Below are 16,872 nucleotides of genomic sequence, written 5' to 3'. Positions count from 1 at the left end.
TCCCCTTACGCCACGTAGCACAGCACTTCGCCACCGACACCGGTGGCGCGCGCCTTGCGGTCGGTCATCACGCCCTTGGGCGTGGTGACGATCGCCACGCCCAGGCCGTTCATGACCTGGGGGATGGCGTCGCGGCCCTTGTAGACGCGCAGGCCCGGGCGGCTGACGCGCTCGATGCGCTCGATCACCGGACGGCCGGCGTAGTACTTCAGCGCGATCTCGAGCTGGCTCTTGTTGCCGTCCTTGGTCACTTCGAAGCCGTCGATGTAGCCCTCGTCCTTCAGGACCTGGGCGATCGCGACCTTGAGGTTGGAGGCCGGCACGCTCACCGACGGCTTGGCCACCATCTGCGCATTGCGGATGCGGGTCAGCAGGTCGGCGATGGGATCACTCATGCTCATGTCTTGTCACTCCTCGCCGCTTACCAGCTGGCCTTGATCACGCCCGGGATGTCGCCCGAGAAGGCCATCTCGCGGATCTTGTTGCGGGCCAGGCCGAACTGGCGGAACGTGCCGCGCGGGCGGCCGGTGATCTCGCAGCGGTTGCGCTGGCGCGTCGGGTTGGCGTTGCGCGGCAGCTTCTGCAGGGCGAGCCGGGCGGCGGCGCGCTCCTCGTCGCTGCGCTTGGCATCGCCGGCGATCGCCTTCAGTTCCGCATGCTTCTTGGCGTACTGCGCGACCATCTTGTCGCGCTTGAGTTCGCGTTGGATCAGTGCTGTCTTGGCCATGCTGCGCCTTCAGTTCTTGAACGGGAAACGGAAGCCCGCGAGCAGCGCCTTGCACTCCTCGTCGGTCTTGGCCGTGGTCGTGATGCTGATGTTCAGGCCGCGCAGGGCATCGACCTTGTCGTACTCGATCTCGGGGAAGATGATCTGTTCCTTGACGCCCACGTTGTAGTTGCCGCGGCCGTCGAAGGCACGGCCGGAGATGCCGCGGAAGTCGCGCACTCGGGGCAGCGCCACGGTGACGAAGCGGTCCAGGAATTCGTACATCTTCACGCCGCGCAGGGTGACCATGCAGCCGATGGCCTGGCCTTCGCGGATCTTGAAGCCGGCGATGGCCTTGCGGGCCTTGGTCACGACGGGCTTCTGGCCGGCGATCTTGGTCAGGTCGGCGACGGCGTTGTCCATCACCTTCTTGTCGGCCACCGCCTCGCTCACGCCCATGTTCAGCGTGATCTTGGTCAGGCGCGGGACTTCCATCGGCGACTTGTAGCCGAACTTGGCGGTCAGCTCGGGGACCACCTTCTCGCGGTAATGCTGCTGCAGTCGTGCCATGGTCATGCCACCTTGATTTCTTCGCCGGAGGACTTGAACACGCGCACGCGCTTGTCGCCTTCGACCTTGATGCCGACCCGGTCGGCCTTGCCGGTGGCGGGATTCCAGATCGCCACGTTGGACTGGTGGATCGGCATGGCCTTCTCCACGATGCCGCCGGTGGTGCCGGCCATCGGGTTGGGCTTGGTGTGCTTCTTCACCAGGTTGATGCCCTCGACCACCACGCGCTCGTCGTCCTTGCGCAGGACGACCTTGCCGCGCTTGCCCTTGTCGCGTCCGGCCAGGACGATGACCTCGTCGCCTTTGCGGATCTTGTTCATTGCGTTCCCCTTACAGGACCTCGGGGGCCAGCGACACGATCTTCATGAAGCGCTCGGTGCGCAGCTCGCGCGTGACCGGGCCGAAGATGCGGGTGCCGATCGGCTCCAGCTTGTTGTTGAGCAGCACGGCGGCATTGCCGTCGAACTTGATCAGCGAGCCGTCGCCGCGGCGGATGCCCTTGGCCGTGCGCACCACGACGGCGCTGTAGATCTCGCCCTTCTTGACGCGGCCGCGCGGCGCGGCTTCCTTCACGCTGACTTTGATGATGTCGCCCACGCTGGCGTAGCGACGCTTGGAGCCACCGAGCACCTTGATGCACAGGACGGACTTCGCGCCCGTGTTGTCGGCGACTTCGAGCCGGGATTCAGTCTGGATCATTTGTTTATTCCCAACTTGTCCCCGATGCCGGGCCAGGCGCCACGGCGATCAGGTCAGTCTTGGGCCTGTCGTCCCCGGCCGGCTGGCCGCCCGGTTCCGCTGTAGGCTGAAAGCTCGCCCAAAAATAGGCGAGCCCGCGATTATGCCTTATCCGCTGGCCTTGTCAAACCCCCGGGCAGCAGCAGGGCCTCAGGCCGGCTGGCGTTGCGGCAGGTAGCTGGCGGCCAGTTCGGCGAACGCCGCCTGGCGCGGGTCGCCCCGCGTCTCCTCCCGCAGCAGCCGCGCCACCACCGGCGCCAGCCGGGCGGCCAGGGCGGCGTCCAGGAACAGCAGGCGCGAGCGCCGCGCCAGCACGTCCTCGACCGTCCGGGCGTATTCGTGGCGGGCGGCGAAGCGGACCATGGCCTCGGTCAGCCCGCCACCGAGCTCGGCGCCGGCACCGGGCAGCGACTGCACGGCGGCAGCCTCGGAGCCGTACAGGTGCGCGCCGGGAGGCTCGGACAGCGGCACCGCCGTGCGTCCACCCAGGTCCCCGCCCACCAGCGTCAAGTTAGTAGTCACTCCCGCGGCAGCCCTTGCCAGCAGCTTCGCCTCGAAGCAGCGCTCCAGCACGTCCTCGGCCATGGCGCGATAGGTCGTCCACTTGCCGCCGGTCACCGTCACCAGCCCCGAGGGGCTGACCAGCACCGTGTGCTCGCGGCTGAGGGTCTTGGTCGCGGCCCCGTCGTCCCCCTGCGGCTTGACCAGCGGGCGCAGCCCGACCCAGATGCTGCGCACGTCCTCCAGCCGGGGTGCCCGGGCCAGGTAGCGGGCCGCCTCGCCGAGGATGAAATCGAGCTCGTGGGCGAACGGCCGGGGCTCGCGCGCCAGGTCGTTGCGCGGCGTGTCGGTGGTGCCCAGGATCACCTTGCCCAGCCAGGGAACGCCGAACAGCACCCGCCCGTCGGCCGTCTTGGGCACCATCAGCGCATACCGGCCGGGCAGGAAGGAGCGGTCCACCACCACGTGGACGCCCTGGCTGGGCGCCACGATAGCCTGCACCGGCCGCCCCGAGGCCTGGGCATCCTGCTGGCGCAGGTGGTCCACCCAGACCCCCGCGGCATTGATGACGCAGCGGGCGCGCACTTCGTAGGAGCGGCCGGTCTCCCGGTCCTCGCAGCGCAGCCCGCGCACGCGCCCCCCTTCGTGCAGGACGCGCACCACCGGGCAGTAGTTCAGCAGCAGCGCGCCCTTGGCCGCGGCGGTCCGCGCCAGGGCCAGCGCCAGCCGCGCGTCGTCGAACTGGCCGTCCCAGTACTCGACGCCGCCGCGCAGCCCTTCGGACCGCGCGGTCGGCAGCGCCTCCAGGGTGGCGGCGCGGCCGAGCAGCCGGGTGGGAGCCAGCCCGGCCTTGCCGGCCAGCGCGTCGTACAGCTTGAGGCCGGCGCCGTAGAAGGGCGTCTCCCAGAGCCGGTAGGAGGGCATCACGAAGGGCAGCGGCTGCGCCAGGTGGGGCGCGTTGCGCAGCAGCACGCTGCGTTCGTGCAGGGCCTCGCGCACCAGCGGGATGTTGCCTTGCGCCAAGTAGCGCACGCCGCCATGGACCAGCTTGGTCGCGCGCGAGGAGGTGCCGCCGCCGAAATCGTGCGACTCCAGCAACAGCACCGAGAAGCCGCGGGCCGCGGCATCCAGTGCAACCCCCAGCCCGGTGGCGCCACCCCCGACGACGGCCAGGTCCCACACCGTCGGGCTGGCCAGCCGGGCCAGCAGTTCCTGTCGATTCATCGGCGGCGATTGTCGCGCAGCGCGACCATTCGAATACGTAGACTCCGCGACATGGCACTCCAGGACACGCACATCGCCTTCATCGGGGGCGGCAACATGGCCACGGCGATCATCGGCGGGCTGATCCGGCAGGGCCTGCCGCCGGACCGGTTGCAGGTGGTGGAGCCTTGGGCCGAGGCGCGCGAGCGCCTCGCACGCGACCACGGCGTGCAGGCCGAGGCGGCCGCCGGCTCGACCCTAGGCCGTGCCGCCCTGGTGGTCTGGGCGGTCAAGCCGCAGACGTTTCGCGAGGCCGCGCAGCCGGTCGCCGCGCACACGGCCGGCGCACTGCACCTGAGCGTGGCCGCCGGCATCCGTTCGGACAGCATCGCGCGCTGGCTGGCCAGCGAGCGGGTGGTCCGCTGCATGCCCAACACCCCCGCGCTGGTCGGCCGCGGGATGACGGCCCTGTTCGCACGGGCGGCCGTGACCCCGGGGGACCGCGCGCTGGCCGAGCAGGTGCTGGCGCCCACCGGCGCCACTTTGTGGGTGGACCAGGAAGTGCAACTGGACGCCGTCACGGCGCTATCGGGCTCCGGCCCGGCCTACGTGTTCTATTTCATCGAGGCGATGGCGCAGGCCGGCCAGCAGATGGGCCTGCCGGCGGACAAGGCGCTGCAGCTTGCGATCGGCACCTTCGGCGGTGCCGCCGAACTGGCGCGCACGGCCAGCGAGCCGCCGCAGGTGCTGCGCGAGCGCGTCACCTCCAAGGGCGGCACCACCTACGCGGCGCTCACCGCCATGGAGCAGTCGGCGGTCGGCCGGCATTTCATCGAAGCCATGCACGCGGCCTGCCGGCGGGCAGCCGAACTGGGCGACGAATTCGGCCGCGACTGAGGCGCGCTACTTGAGCGAATAGCTGGCGACGATGCCGGAAAATACTGCGAAGCCGACCCAGTGGTTGAGTCGGAAGGCCTGGAAGCAGCCTTCGCGCGTGCGCTCGCGGATCAGGCGCCAGTGCCACGCGGCCTGCGCCGCCGCGGCGGCGATGCCCAGCAGGAAGGGCCAGCCCAGCTCGCGCGGCGCCAGCGCCACCCACCAGATCGCCAGGAAGGCGGCGTAGCAGGCCAGCACCACCGCGACGTCGGCGCGGCCCAGCGTGATCGCCGAGGTCTTGATGCCGATCCGCAGGTCGTCGTCGCGGTCCACCATCGCGTATTCGGTGTCGTAGGCCAGCACCCAGAACAGGTTGCCCAGCAGCAGCACCCAGGCCAGCAGGGGCACGCGCGACTGCACCGCCGCGAACGCCATCGGGATGCCGAAGCTGAAGGCCACGCCCAGCACCGCCTGCGGCATGGACACGACCCGCTTGGCGTACGGATAGATCACCGCCACGGCCAGGGCCGCGAACGACCAGGCGACGGCGGCGGCGTTGGTGGTGAGGACCAGCGCGAACGCCAGCAGCGCCAGCACCGCGCCCACGGCCAGTGCCTCCTTCACCCCGATGCGGCCGGCCGTGACCGGGCGCTGGGCGGTTCGCTTGACGTGGCGGTCGAACTCGCGGTCGGCCACGTCGTTGAGGCAGCAGCCGGCGCTGCGCATCAGGATGGTGCCCAGCGTGAACACCGCGATCAGGTGCCAGCCGGGAAAGCCGTGCGCCGCCACCCACAGGGCGCTGAGGGTGGGCCACAGCAGCAGCAGCCAGCCGGCCGGCCGGTCCCAACGCACCAGGTCCAGCCAGAGCGCGAAGCGTTGGGCCAGCGTCATGCGAAGCCGAGCCGGCGCAGGTCGAGCCGGCCGTCGCGCATGGGCGGACACCAGAAGTAGGCGCCGGTGACCGGCTTGGAGATGCCGAACAGCGCGTCGACGATGCCGTCGTCCTGGCCGGCCATGCGCCGCATCTGCGCCTCGAAGGCCGCGTGCGAATGGCCGAAGGCCACGAACATCAGGCCCGCCCGGGTGCCCGACATCCACGGCATGGAGCGGCGCAGCACGAAGGCGGGCGGGTCGAAGTCCTCCTGCGCCGTGCGCTTGACGTGGGCCGAGACCGGCGAGTCCTCGATTTCCTCGTTGTCCGCCAGCCGGCGCCCGAAGTGGTGGTCGCGGTCCTGCTCGGTGAGCGCTTCGAAGGCGTCGAAGTCGTGCACCCACTGCTGCACGGCGACGTAGCTGGCGCCGTCCAGCCCCGAGCCCTGCCCGTGCACGAACGCGGCCTGCAGTGCGGCCTCGCCCGACGGGTTCTCGGTGCCGTCCTCGAAACCGGTGAGGTCGCGGCCATGTCCGCTGGTGGCGCTCAGCTTGTGGCGGAACGCGTCCACGATGTGGCGCAACTCGAACACCGGCGCCAGCGCCTTCTGCACCCGTCGCGTGATGTGCATCAGGTCGCCCAGGTCGTCGCCGCGCAGCCAGCACCACAGCTGGCCGGGCGTGGACGGCACCTCCACCCGACCCGAGAAGTCGGCCGGGAATTCATGCAGGTCCGGGATCTCGCCGCCCAGCGCCTTGACCAGCGAGGGGCCGATGCCGACGACCACGTCGCTGCCATTGGCCAGCGGCGACAAGCGCATCAGCGCCTCGCGGATCGCCTGGGCCGGCTGCTGTTCGCCGGCCATCTCGAAGAGGACGTAACGGGCCAGCGCGGGGATCCCGTCCAGGATGCCGGGCTGGTAGAGGGCAGGAGTGGGTTGCATGTCGCGTGTTCGCTCGAAAGGCCGGATTGGAGCGCGTGCGTCAGGACAGCCGCTTGACGCCCGGCAACTCGCAGGCGTAGATCGCGTTGCGCAGCGCGGCGATCGCCTCGTAGCGCGTGAAGCTTCGACGCCAGGCCAGCACCACCCGCCGGCTGGGCGGCTCGCCCTCGAACGGGATGTAGCGCACGAAGGCCTGGTCGTCCTTGCGCCGCCGGGGCTTGGGATCCAGCGCCTCGGCCGGCACCGACAGGCGCGGCACCAGCGTCACGCCCATGCCGGCCGCCACCATGTGCTTGATGGTCTCCAGCGAGGAGCCCTCGAAGCTCTTGCGGATGCCTTCGGCATCGCTGGAAAAGCGCGCGAACTCCGGGCAGACCTCCAGCACGTGGTCGCGGAAGCAGTGGCCCGTGCCCAGCAGCAGCATGGTCTCGCTCTTGAGTTCCTGGGCGGTGACCGTCGCGCGCTGCGCCAGCGGGTGGTTGACCGGCACCGCGGCCAGGAAGGGCTCGTCGTACAGCGGCGCCAGCGCCAGCCCGGTGTCGGGGAAGGGTTCGGCCATCACGGCGCAGTCGATCTCGCCGGTGCGCAGCATCTCCAGCAGCTTGACGGTGAAGTTCTCCTGCAGCATCAGCGGCATCTGCGGCGTGCGATCGATGGCCTGGCGCACCAGCGAGGGCAGCAGGTAGGGCGCGATGGTGTAGATCACGCCGAGCTTGAGCGGGCCGGCCAGCGGGTCCTTGCCGCGCTTGGCGATCTCCTTGATCGCGGCCGCCTGCTCCAGCACGCTCTGCGCCTGGCGCACGATGTCCTCGCCCAGCGGGGTGACGCTGACCTCGTTGGCGCTGCGCTCGAAGATCTTGACCTCCAGTTCGTCCTCCAGCTTCTTGACCGCCACCGACAGGGTCGGCTGCGAGACGAAGCAGGCTTCGGCGGCCTTGCCGAAGTGCTTCTCCCGGGCCACGGCGACGATGTACTTGAGCTCGGTGAGGGTCATTCGATTCGGTTCTTCGTGTCGGTTGCTCAACTGCGCGTCGCACGACGCGTAGCGTACGAAATCGCGTGGCCTAGTCCAGTGGCCACCGCGGAACCGGCTTTGCCGGGCCGCTGGTGGCGCCCCTTGAGGGGAGGCGCCGCAGGCGCTTCGGGGTGGTCTTTCACTTCAAGCCTTGAGGTACTCGGATTTTCCCCCCAACCAGCGCTCGGCGTGCCGCCGCGCGTGCTCGGGGAAGCGATCCAGCATGGCCGGCGCCAGCCGGCGCGCCGCCTGCAGCAGCCGGGTGTCGGTGGCGAGGTCGGCGAACCGCAGCAGCGGGGCGCCCGACTGGCGCGCGCCCAGGAACTCGCCGGGGCCGCGGATCTCCAGGTCGCGCCGCGCGATCTCGAAGCCGTCGTGGGTCTCGGCCATGGCCTTCAGGCGGGCCCGGGCGGTGTCGCCGAGCCGGCCGTTCTCGCCCGGCGAATACAGCAGCACGCAGGCCGAGGCCGCCGCGCCGCGCCCGACCCGCCCGCGCAACTGGTGCAGCTGCGACAGGCCGAAGCGTTCGGCATGCTCGATCACCATCAGCGAGGCGTTGGGCACGTCGACCCCGACCTCGATCACCGTGGTGGACACCAGCACGCCCATCTGGCCGCCGGCGAACTGCGCCATCACCGCCTTCTTCTCGCCGGCCGGCATGCGCGAGTGCAGCAACCCGACCTGCACGCGGGGCAGTGCGGCGGCCAGCTCCTGGTGGGTCTCGGTGGCATTGCGCAGGTCCAGCGCCTCGCTCTCCTCGATCAGCGGGCAGACCCAGTAGACCTGCCGGCCCTGCGCGAGCTGGGCCCGGATGCGCTCGACCACCTCCTCGCGCCGGCTGTCCGCCACCACCTTGGTGACGACCGGCGTGCGGCCCGGCGGCAGCTCGTCGATGGTGGAGACGTCCAGGTCCGCGTAGTAGCTCATCGCCAGCGTGCGCGGGATGGGGGTGGCGGTCATCATCAGCAGGTGGGGTTCGAGGGAGCGCTGGACCTCCGCTGCCCGGCCCATTTCTTCCTCATTCCCGCCCGTTTTTCCGTCATTCCCGCGAAGGCGGGAATCCAGGGCTTCTGGCACGTCGGACTGGATCCCCGCTTTCGCGGGGATGACCGCTGTCGCGGTCACCTTGCTGCGCAGCGCCAGCCGCTGCGCCACGCCGAACCGGTGCTGCTCGTCGATGATGGCCAGCCCCAGGCGACGGAACTGCACCTGTTCCTGGATCACCGCGTGCGTGCCCACCACCAGCGCCGCCTCGCCGCTCGCCAGAGCCTCCAGCATCGCGCCGCGCTCCTTCTTGCGCTGCCCGCCGGTCAGCCAGGCGACGCCGTGCCCCAGCGGCGCGAGCAGCGGCTCCAGCCAGCCGACCAGCTTGCGGAAGTGCTGCTCGGCCAGGATCTCCGTTGGCGCCATCAGCGCGCACTGCCAGCCGGCATCGATCGCCACGGCCGCGGCCAGCGCCGCCACCACCGTCTTGCCGGAGCCGACGTCGCCCTGCAGCAGCCGGTGCATGGGCACGGTGCGTGCGATGTCGGCGGCGATCTCCTCGCCCACCCGGCGCTGCGCCGCGGTCAGTTCGAACGGCAGGGCCGCCAGCAGGCGCTCGTGCAGCCCGGCGGCCCGGGCGCGCAGCGCCGGTGCGTGCAGCCGGTCGCGTTCGCGCTTGCTCTGCAGTTGCGACAACTGCTGCGCCAGCAGCTCCTCCGCCTTCAGCCGCTGCCAGGCCGGGTGGCTGTGGTCCTCCAGCGTGGCCAGCGAGGTGTCCGGACCCGGGTGGTGCAGGAACTCCAGCGCCTCGCGCAGCGTCCACGCGGGCTGCAGCCCCAGCTGCGGGCTGAGCGGCTCCGGGATGGTCTCGGACAGGTCGGCCCGGGCCAGCCCGGACAGCACCGCCTTGCGCAGGTAGGCCTGCGGCAAGGCCGCGACCGTGGGGTAGACCGGCGTGAGTGCCTGCGGCAGCGTGCCACCGGCGGGCTTGCACACCGGGTGCACCATCTGCCGCCCGTACAGGCTGTCCTTGAGTTCGCCGCGCGCGAGGATCCGGTTGCCGACCGCCAGCGCCTTCTGCTGCGACGGGTAGAAGGAGAAGAAGCGCAGCACGCAGGCGCCGGTGCCGTCGTCGATGGTGACCACCAGCTGCCGGCGCGGCCGGTAGGCGACGTGGTTGTCGGTGATCGTGCCTTCGACCTGCACCGTGTCGCCGTCGCGCGCGTCGCGCAGCTTCACGATGCGCGTCTCGTCCTCGTAGCGGTACGGCAGGTGCAGGGCGAGGTCGATGTCGCGTGCCAGTCCCAGCTTGAGCAGGGCTTTCTGCGGCGCGGACAGGGCCTGGGCAGCGGGCATGGGACAATTCTGCCCTCCCACTTGGAACGGGCTCCGTCCAGCCCTCAAGCATGCGTGCATTCACCCTGGGCGACTTCGACTTCGCCCTGCCCCCCGAACTGATCGCCCAGCAACCGGCCGCCGAGCGCAGCGCCTCGCGCCTGCTCGATGGGCGGCACCAGCCGCCGGCCGACCGCGTGTTCCGCGAACTGCCGGCGCTGCTCACCCCGGGCGACCTGCTGGTGTTCAACGACACCCAGGTGATCAAGGCCCGCCTGTTCGGCGAGAAGCCCACCGGCGGGCGCGTCGAACTGCTGGTCGAGCGCGTGTTGCGCGGCTGCGAGGCGGTGGTGCACCTGCGCGCCAGCAAGAAACCGCCCGTGGGCACCACGCTGGCGATGGAGGGCGGCTTCACCGCCACCCTGCTAGGGCGCTGGCCCGACGAGGACGGGCCGCTGTTCCACTTCGCCTTCAGCGACGAACCGTTCGCGCTGATGGAGCGCCACGGCCACGTGCCGCTGCCGCCCTACATCGAGCACGCCGACACGGCGCAGGACGCCGAGCGCTACCAGACCGTGTTCGCGCGCTCGCCCGGCGCGATCGCCGCGCCCACCGCCGCCCTGCACTTCGACGACGCGGTGCTGTCCAGCCTGGAGGCCTGCGGCGTGCGCCGCGCCAGCCTCACCCTGCACGTGGGCGCCGGCACCTTCCAGCCGGTGCGCACCGACGACATCGCGCAGCACCGCATGCATAGCGAGTGGTACGAGATCCCGGCGGCCACGCAGGAGGCGATCGCGCGCACCCGCCTGCAGGGTGGCCGCATCGTCGCTGTCGGCACCACCACCGTGCGCACGCTGGAGAGCTGGGCGCTGACCGGCCAGACCGAGGGGGACACCGACATCTTCATCACGCCGGGCTTCCGCTTCCGGCTGGTGGACCTGATGGTCACCAACTTCCACCTGCCCAAGTCCACGCTGATGATGCTGGTGTCGGCCTTCGCCGGCCACGAGCACGTGATGGGCCTTTACCGGCACGCGGTCGAGCAGCGCTACCGCTTCTTCTCGTACGGCGACGCGATGCTGCTCGAGCGCAGAACATGACCACCCCGACGCGGCCTGCGGCCGCCGCAACCCCTGAGCAACGATCCTGATCGGCATGCTGCAATTCGAGATCCTCGCCACCGAGGGCCGCGCCCGCCGTGGCCGGCTGACCCTCAACCACGGCGTCGTGCAGACGCCGATCTTCATGCCGGTGGGCACCTACGGCACGGTCAAGGGCGTGACGCCGCGCTCGCTGGAGGAGATGGGCGCCCAGATCATCCTGGGCAACACCTTCCACCTGTGGATGCGCCCGGGGCTGGACGTGCTGGCGCAGTTCGGCGGGCTGCACCGTTTCGAGGGCTGGGAGCGGCCGATCCTGACCGACTCCGGCGGCTTCCAGGTCTGGAGCCTGGGCGAGATGCGCAAGATCAGCGAGGAGGGCGTGAAGTTCGCCTCGCCGGTCAACGGCGACCGGCTATTCCTCACGCCCGAGGTGTCGATGCAGGTGCAGACCGCGCTGAACAGCGACATCGTGATGCAGTTCGACGAGTGCACGCCCTACGAGACCAAGGGCCATGTGACGACCGATGCCGAGGCGCGCTTCTCGATGGAGCTGTCGCGCCGATGGGCGGTGCGCTGCCGGGCCGAGTTCGCGCGGCTGGAGAACCCGAACGCGCTGTTCGGCATCGTGCAAGGCGGCATGTTCGAGCACCTGCGCGAGGAGTCGCTGGCGGCCCTGGTGGAGATGGACCTTCCCGGCTACGCCATCGGCGGCGTCAGCGTGGGCGAGCCCAAGGAGGACATGCAGCGCATCGTCGCCCACACGCCGCACCGGCTGCCGGCGCACAAGCCGCGCTACCTGATGGGCGTTGGCACGCCGGAGGACCTGGTGGACGGCGTGGCCAACGGCGTGGACCTGTTCGACTGCGTGATGCCGACCCGCAACGCCCGCAACGGCCACCTGTTCACGCGCTTCGGCGACCTGAAGATCCGCAATGCGCGGCACCGCAGCGACGAGCGTCCGCTGGACGAGACCTGCACCTGCTACACCTGCCGCGGCCACGCGCGGGCCGACGGCAGGGTCAGCGGCGGCTTCTCGCGCGCCTACCTGCACCACCTGGAGCGCTGCGGCGAGATGCTGGCGCCCATGCTGGCCACCATCCACAACCTGCACTACTACCTGAACCTGATGCGCGAGATCCGCGAGGCGCTGGAGGCGCAGCGCTTCGCGGCCTTCGCGCGGCAGTTCCGCGAGGACCGCGCGCGCGGCGTCTGACGGCGCCGGGTCGTCCTCAGGCGCCCTCGGCCGCCAGCGGCGCCGAGCCGCGCGCCGCGCCGGTGCCGCAGGCGTGGCAGAAGCGGGCGAAGGCGTTCTTGCGCGTGGCGCAGTGGCCGCAGCGGTCGAACAGGCCGATGCCACAGTGCGGGCAGAAATCGATCTTCTCGTTCTTCAGGTCCACCGGCCGCTCGCAACCCGGGCACACGCCCTTGGACAACCGCGCCAGCGCCGTGTCGTAGGGCAGTTCCTCGCGCCGCTCGGCGTCCGGCTTCTGCTCGGCCGCCTTCTGCCGCTGCAGGTAGCGTTCCAGCGCCAGGATGGCCTGCCGGCCGGCCAGCACCGTGATGACGATGCCGACGGCGTAGCGCACGTAGCCACCATAGCTGGGCAGGTAGGGCACCAGCTCGACGAAGAAGGTGAACAGGGCGAACAGGATGAAGCCCCACACGAAGGGCCAATAGGTGCCCTTGCGCTTGTGGCGGAACAGCCAGCCGGCCACCACCAGCAGCGGCAGCGTGAGCGCCAGCCGGTACAGGAACACGCGCAGTTCGACCTTGCGCTGCTCGGCGGCCAGGCGCTGGCCGGCGTCGTGCTGCATCTCGGACAGCGTCAGCCGGGCACGCTCCTGCCGCTGGCGCGCATCCAGGGCGGCCTGCTCCTGCTGCTCCACGGCCGACTGCGCCGTGCGCTCGACCTGCTTGAGTTCGTCGAGCTGGCGGGTGCGCGCCAGCAGCTCGGGGTCCTGCTCCGCGAGCTGGGTGGCTCGCCGCGTCGCCAGCCAGTTGCCGAAGGTCTCGCGCGCCGTGCCGGCGTCGGCCCGCGCCACCTGCAGCTTGAGGCGGGCCTGCTCCAGCGCCGACTGCGCTTCGCGCTGCGCCCGCTCGCCGGCCTTGATGTCGGCCCGCAGCCGGTCGGCGGCGGCGCGGTCCAGGAAGTCGTCCAGCGTGAGCCGCTGCTCCACCTTGGGCAGGTCGCCGACCAGCGTGCCGCCCAGCCCGGTCAGGAAGCCCGCGAACACGATCGCCACCAGCCACAGGCCGCGGCGAAACCACTTCTCCGAAAGGCGCAGTGCCTTGCCCATGGTCCCCTCCTCTCGCCAGGCCGCGCCCGGCGGCGGCCCCGCCGCATTCTGCACGGCGGCACAGGGGACGCGGTCAGCGGAACACCGTCAGCACGCCGGTGTAGCCATACAGGTGGTGGCGCGCGATCTCGCCGCCGGCGAAGAAGCCCACCAGCGGCACGTCGCCGAGCGCATGGCGCACGATCTGCAGCTCCGCGCTGGGGCCGCCGAAATGTGGTCCGCCGCGGCCCGCGCAACTGACGTAGATGGCGCCGGCGATGCGCCGCGCCGGATTGGGGGCCGACTGCGCCTCCGGCGCCGCCAGCGCGGCGGCCACCGGATGGGGCATCTCCTCGGGCTCCAGTTCCTCGCGGATCTCGGAGCAGATGCGCACCAGGTCGGCGCGCGCGGCCCGGGCGTTGCGGGTGCAGAAGGCCATGCGCATGCCAGGTTCGACCCGGCTGGCGATGGCGACGCCGCGCCGGCCCGGATCGAGGCCGATGATGTGGCGCACCTCGACGTCGGCGCCGAAGGTGCCGCCGCGCGCCATCAGGTCCTCGCCCGGTGCCGTCAGGCCGACCAGGGTGGCACGCAGCCGGGCGATGGCCGCTTCGGGCTGCTCCAGCGAGATGTCGGCTTCCTCCAGCAGCACGTCCAGCGCCGGCTCGCCGTCGAGCGAGAGCAGGACGTTGTCCTCGGCAGCGGTGACCAGCCGCTCGCGGCCGAGCGGCTGGCAGCCCTGGGTCACGCGCGAGACCAGCTGCACGCCCTCGCCGAAGGCCACGCCCGAGAGCCCGCCGCGGAACACGCCGCCGGCGTGGCCCTGGCCCCGGATGTTGCCGTTGCCGCCGACCGCGAACTGCACGGTGTCGCCGCGGCTGGCCGCCAGCCCGCCGAACAGGTAGCCGGTGGCGGTGCGCCCGGCCATCTCGGCGACCAGCTCGCCCAGCTCGGGGGTGGAGGCATCGGCGTGCACCAGCGCGGTGTGCGGCTCGAAGCCCATGCCCTCGCCGGCGCCCAGCGGTGCCACGCCGGAGAACACCCGGTACTGGTGCGGCGGCACGGCGCACAGCATCACGGCCAGCGCCGGCTCGTCGAAGTACTCGACGTTGCTGGACGCGATGCCCACCCCCACGGTGCCGGCCCAGTCGGTGACCTCCGGCAGTTCGGCCGACAGATGGTCCAGGATGTCCTGCGCCTGCGCCGCGTAGTGGTCGGTGATGTACAGCAGCCCGAGCGTGGGCGTGGCCGCGTAGTCGGGCAGCGCCAGCTGCGCGCGCAGCTGCGCGAGCACCAGCCCGACGGCCATGGGCCACTGGGGATGGGTGGCGTGCGCGAATGGGAACAGCTTCATCGCGTGGTGGCCGTCAGCGGTTGGTGGCACGCTTGCGCGGTGCGGGCTTGCGCGCCTTCGCGGTGCCGGTTGATGTCTTGCGGGCCGCCTTCTTCGAGCCCGCGCCCGGGGTGGCCCCACGCATCACGCCGCCGGCGGAGCGGACGGCGTCGCGCGCCAGGCCGGTCGCCATGTGGCGCGCCGTGTCGATGGCCGTGTTGCGGGTGGCGTCCTTGAGCGCATCGGCCGCGATCTGCTGGAACTGCTGGGTCAGTGCGCCCCACCACTGCATCGGATCGACCACGCCGTCGGCGGCCTTGGCACCGCCCTTCGCGCCGGCCTTGGCGCCCGACGTGCGGCCGCTCGCGGCGCGGGCCACGCCGGACACCGTGCCGGCGGCACCGGCGGCCGTCTCGGTGACCTTCTGCACCCCGCCCAGCACGGTGTCGGCCGCCTTGAGCTTGAGGGCATTGGCCACGTCGCCCATGTTGAAGTTCATGCCCTTGAGCGTGGCCAGCGTCATCTTCTGGACCTCCAGCGCCTGCACCGTGGCGGCCAGGGCCTTGGAGTTCTGGTCCAGCCAGAAGTGCACGGCCTTGAGCTCCTCGATGCGCTTCTCCAGCTCCTCGACGTTGAGCGTGGGCGCCACCCAGTTCGCCAGGTTGGGCATCTGCGGGATCGACTGCCCGGCGCCCTTGGCCAGGTTCTGCAGGAAGTCGAACCCGGGGACGAACTTGCCGAAGCCCAGGGGGTCTTGCTCGCTCATGGCTGCGCCTTTCTCGGGAGGAAGCCGCAGCTTAGAGCATTGCAGCCGGAAAGGAGGACGAGTCGGCGAAAGCCGTTGGCACGCAAGAGCGGCGCCAACGGCCCGGCTGCTCAGTGCTTCCGGTGGCCGTGCGCGGCGGCCGCGCCGGCTTCGCGCGGCGGCGTGGCCGAGACCGGCACCTGCAGCGCGAGCTCGCGGGTCTCGCCGGCGGCGGTCCTGAAGGTCAGCGTCAGCGGCAACTGGGTGTTGGCCACCAGCGGTGCCTTCAGCTCCATCAGCATCAGGTGGTAGCCGCCCGGCTTGAGCTGCACCGGCTGGTCGGGCTTGAGCTCGAGGCCGTCGACCGCCCGCATGCGCATCACGTCGCCTTCCATCTTCATCTCGTGCACCTCGGCCACGCCGGCGGCCGGGGTGGAGACCCGCACCAGGGTGAGGGGCTCCTGCGCGACCAGCGTCATGAAGGCGCCGGAGGCGCGCTGGCCCGGCACGCTGGCACGGGCCCAGGGGGCCAGCACCGTGACCGGCGCAGCGGCCTGTGCCCAGGCGCCGGCGATGGAAGCGAGCGCCAGCGCGGCGCCCAGCAGGGACTTGGTGATCGTGTTCATCGTGGGCTCCTTGTCTCGATCAATGGCGATGGCCGTGGCTGTGGCCGCCGGCGGGCAGCACTTCCAGCACGGCGGCCGGTTCCTTCAGGTCGCCGGCCTTCTGTCTGGCCTGGGGCAGCTGGGCCCAGTCGACCCGGCCCTGTTCACACACCTGGCTCACCGGCCAGTAGAGCGGGCCGGGTTCGGCCGGCAACTGCGCCACCAGCACGAATTCGTCGTACTGGTCGGACGGCAGCGCGGCGTCGGCCGAGCGGGCGGTCCAGGTGATGCGCGTCACGGCCTCGCTGACGGTGCGGCCATGCGAGCTCACCGGCTTCGGCAACGGGGCCCGGTCGATCGCCACGGTCCAGCCGGGCTTGGGCATGGGCCGCGCGCCGAGCACGCCGGCCGGCATGCTCACGACCAGCTGGCGGGTGGCGGAGCTGCCGCAGCCGTGCCCGACCTTGAAGGTCGCCTTGTAGCTGCTGCCCGCGGGCGCGGCGCCCTGCTCGAGGGCCACGTGGGCGGCGGCGGGAAGCGCGATGCCGAACGCAGCGGCGCTCGCGCAGGAGAGGAGGAAATGCTTCATGGTGACGGCCGCCGTGCGGCCCCTGGGGAGAAAGCGAAAGCCCCGGCTGCGGACGGACCGCGGCCGGGATCGGTTCAGGCCAGGAGGGCAGGCGGCCCACGCGCCGGGAGCGGCGCCGCGGCCTGCGCGGCGGGCGCGCGGGCGGGAATCGAACGCAGCACCTCGCCCAGCGGCAACGACGCGGTCGCCACCGCGGTGACCGCCGGAGGCGGCGCCACGCTGGCGCACAGCGGGCAGTCGAGCGTGTGGCTGGCCGGCGGCGCACCGCCGTCGTCGGCCTTGACCAGCAGCTTCATGGACCCACCGCTGCAGACCAGCTCCAGCGAGGCCGACCGCGTGAGTGGCGCGGCCACCGCGACGCCGATCGCCAGCGCGAACCACGCCAGCACGAGGCGGGCGAGGAAGCGGGCTTGGCGCAGGCGCTGCATGCCCGCGATTATCGGCCGCCCGCGCCGGCGCACCGGCGGCACTGGGCGGCA

19 protein-coding genes are annotated in these 16,872 nt (G+C 71.3%); 3 read left to right on the top strand and 16 right to left on the bottom strand.

Features of this window, described 5'->3' with window-relative positions:
* Positions 1 to 5 precede the first annotated feature (5 nt).
* From rpsH to VEC03_RS15155, 6 genes are all read right to left on the bottom strand, one after another.
* The gene (gene rpsH / locus VEC03_RS15180; protein WP_324916791.1) at positions 6 to 401 is read right to left on the bottom strand and encodes a 30S ribosomal protein S8; all 396 of its coding nucleotides are present in this window, start codon (positions 399 to 401) and stop codon (positions 6 to 8) included.
* Between the two features lie 20 nt (positions 402 to 421).
* On the bottom strand, positions 422 to 727 hold the full coding sequence (gene rpsN, locus VEC03_RS15175) for a 30S ribosomal protein S14 (protein WP_324916788.1): 306 nt from the start codon (positions 725 to 727) through the stop codon (positions 422 to 424).
* Positions 728 to 736: 9 nt separating this feature from the next.
* Entirely contained in the window at positions 737 to 1,276 is a 540-nt protein-coding gene (gene rplE, locus VEC03_RS15170) for a 50S ribosomal protein L5 (protein WP_324916844.1), read from the bottom strand.
* Positions 1,277 to 1,278: 2 nt separating this feature from the next.
* Positions 1,279 to 1,596, bottom strand: a complete 318-nt coding sequence (rplX, locus tag VEC03_RS15165; RefSeq protein ID WP_324916785.1) for a 50S ribosomal protein L24 — start codon at positions 1,594 to 1,596, stop codon at positions 1,279 to 1,281.
* A 10-nt stretch (positions 1,597 to 1,606) separates the two neighbouring features.
* Complete coding sequence (gene rplN / locus VEC03_RS15160) at positions 1,607 to 1,975, bottom strand: 50S ribosomal protein L14 (RefSeq protein WP_091812804.1); 369 nt, start codon at positions 1,973 to 1,975, stop codon at positions 1,607 to 1,609.
* A 189-nt stretch (positions 1,976 to 2,164) separates the two neighbouring features.
* The gene (locus tag VEC03_RS15155) at positions 2,165 to 3,739 is read right to left on the bottom strand and encodes a glycerol-3-phosphate dehydrogenase/oxidase (protein WP_324916776.1); all 1,575 of its coding nucleotides are present in this window, start codon (positions 3,737 to 3,739) and stop codon (positions 2,165 to 2,167) included.
* Positions 3,740 to 3,790: 51 nt separating this feature from the next.
* Here VEC03_RS15155 and proC point away from each other — a divergent pair, with 51 nt between their 5' ends.
* A complete protein-coding gene (gene proC, locus VEC03_RS15150) occupies positions 3,791 to 4,615 on the top strand; it encodes a pyrroline-5-carboxylate reductase (RefSeq protein WP_324916773.1) in 825 nt (274 codons plus the stop codon).
* A 6-nt stretch (positions 4,616 to 4,621) separates the two neighbouring features.
* On the opposite strand, the gene ubiA is transcribed toward proC, so the two are convergent.
* From ubiA to recG, 4 genes are all read right to left on the bottom strand, one after another.
* Complete coding sequence (gene ubiA, locus VEC03_RS15145) at positions 4,622 to 5,485, bottom strand: 4-hydroxybenzoate octaprenyltransferase (RefSeq protein WP_324916771.1); 864 nt, start codon at positions 5,483 to 5,485, stop codon at positions 4,622 to 4,624.
* Positions 5,482 to 6,408 (bottom strand): Dyp-type peroxidase, encoded by a 927-nt coding sequence (locus VEC03_RS15140; RefSeq protein ID WP_324916768.1) that lies wholly within the window; start codon positions 6,406 to 6,408, stop codon positions 5,482 to 5,484. Before VEC03_RS15140 ends, ubiA begins: the two co-directional genes overlap by 4 nt.
* Positions 6,409 to 6,448: 40 nt before the next feature.
* Positions 6,449 to 7,402 (bottom strand): hydrogen peroxide-inducible genes activator, encoded by a 954-nt coding sequence (locus VEC03_RS15135; protein ID WP_324916765.1) that lies wholly within the window; start codon positions 7,400 to 7,402, stop codon positions 6,449 to 6,451.
* A 165-nt stretch (positions 7,403 to 7,567) separates the two neighbouring features.
* The gene (gene recG, locus VEC03_RS15130; RefSeq protein ID WP_324916762.1) at positions 7,568 to 9,763 is read right to left on the bottom strand and encodes an ATP-dependent DNA helicase RecG; all 2,196 of its coding nucleotides are present in this window, start codon (positions 9,761 to 9,763) and stop codon (positions 7,568 to 7,570) included.
* Between the two features lie 50 nt (positions 9,764 to 9,813).
* On the opposite strand from recG, the gene queA reads away from it, so the two are divergent.
* The gene (gene queA / locus VEC03_RS15125; RefSeq protein WP_324916760.1) at positions 9,814 to 10,842 is read left to right on the top strand and encodes a tRNA preQ1(34) S-adenosylmethionine ribosyltransferase-isomerase QueA; all 1,029 of its coding nucleotides are present in this window, start codon (positions 9,814 to 9,816) and stop codon (positions 10,840 to 10,842) included.
* Positions 10,843 to 10,897: 55 nt separating this feature from the next.
* Entirely contained in the window at positions 10,898 to 12,058 is a 1,161-nt protein-coding gene (tgt, locus tag VEC03_RS15120) for a tRNA guanosine(34) transglycosylase Tgt (RefSeq protein WP_324916756.1), read from the top strand.
* A 16-nt stretch (positions 12,059 to 12,074) separates the two neighbouring features.
* On the opposite strand, the gene VEC03_RS15115 is transcribed toward tgt, so the two are convergent.
* The 6 genes from VEC03_RS15115 to VEC03_RS15090 form a co-directional block, all read right to left on the bottom strand.
* On the bottom strand, positions 12,075 to 13,142 hold the full coding sequence (locus VEC03_RS15115; RefSeq protein ID WP_324916752.1) for a serine endopeptidase: 1,068 nt from the start codon (positions 13,140 to 13,142) through the stop codon (positions 12,075 to 12,077).
* Between the two features lie 73 nt (positions 13,143 to 13,215).
* On the bottom strand, positions 13,216 to 14,475 hold the full coding sequence (locus tag VEC03_RS15110) for an FIST signal transduction protein (protein ID WP_324916749.1): 1,260 nt from the start codon (positions 14,473 to 14,475) through the stop codon (positions 13,216 to 13,218).
* A 13-nt stretch (positions 14,476 to 14,488) separates the two neighbouring features.
* Positions 14,489 to 15,220, bottom strand: a complete 732-nt coding sequence (locus tag VEC03_RS15105) for a PhaM family polyhydroxyalkanoate granule multifunctional regulatory protein (RefSeq protein ID WP_324916746.1) — start codon at positions 15,218 to 15,220, stop codon at positions 14,489 to 14,491.
* Positions 15,221 to 15,330: 110 nt separating this feature from the next.
* Complete coding sequence (locus tag VEC03_RS15100; RefSeq protein WP_324916743.1) at positions 15,331 to 15,825, bottom strand: copper chaperone PCu(A)C; 495 nt, start codon at positions 15,823 to 15,825, stop codon at positions 15,331 to 15,333.
* A gap of 19 nt (positions 15,826 to 15,844) precedes the next feature.
* Positions 15,845 to 16,393, bottom strand: coding sequence for a YcnI family protein (locus VEC03_RS15095; protein WP_324916740.1), 549 nt, complete (start codon positions 16,391 to 16,393; stop codon positions 15,845 to 15,847).
* Between the two features lie 74 nt (positions 16,394 to 16,467).
* The gene (locus VEC03_RS15090) at positions 16,468 to 16,821 is read right to left on the bottom strand and encodes a DUF2946 family protein (RefSeq protein WP_324916737.1); all 354 of its coding nucleotides are present in this window, start codon (positions 16,819 to 16,821) and stop codon (positions 16,468 to 16,470) included.
* Positions 16,822 to 16,872: the final 51 nt, after the last annotated feature.

Origin of the sequence: Ramlibacter sp. (genome assembly GCF_035627355.1) — a bacterium.
Taxonomy (GTDB): Bacteria; Pseudomonadota; Gammaproteobacteria; order Burkholderiales; family Burkholderiaceae_C; genus Ramlibacter.
The sequence above is the reverse complement of the archived record's forward strand: the minus strand, read 5'-3'. Positions and strand labels throughout refer to the sequence as shown.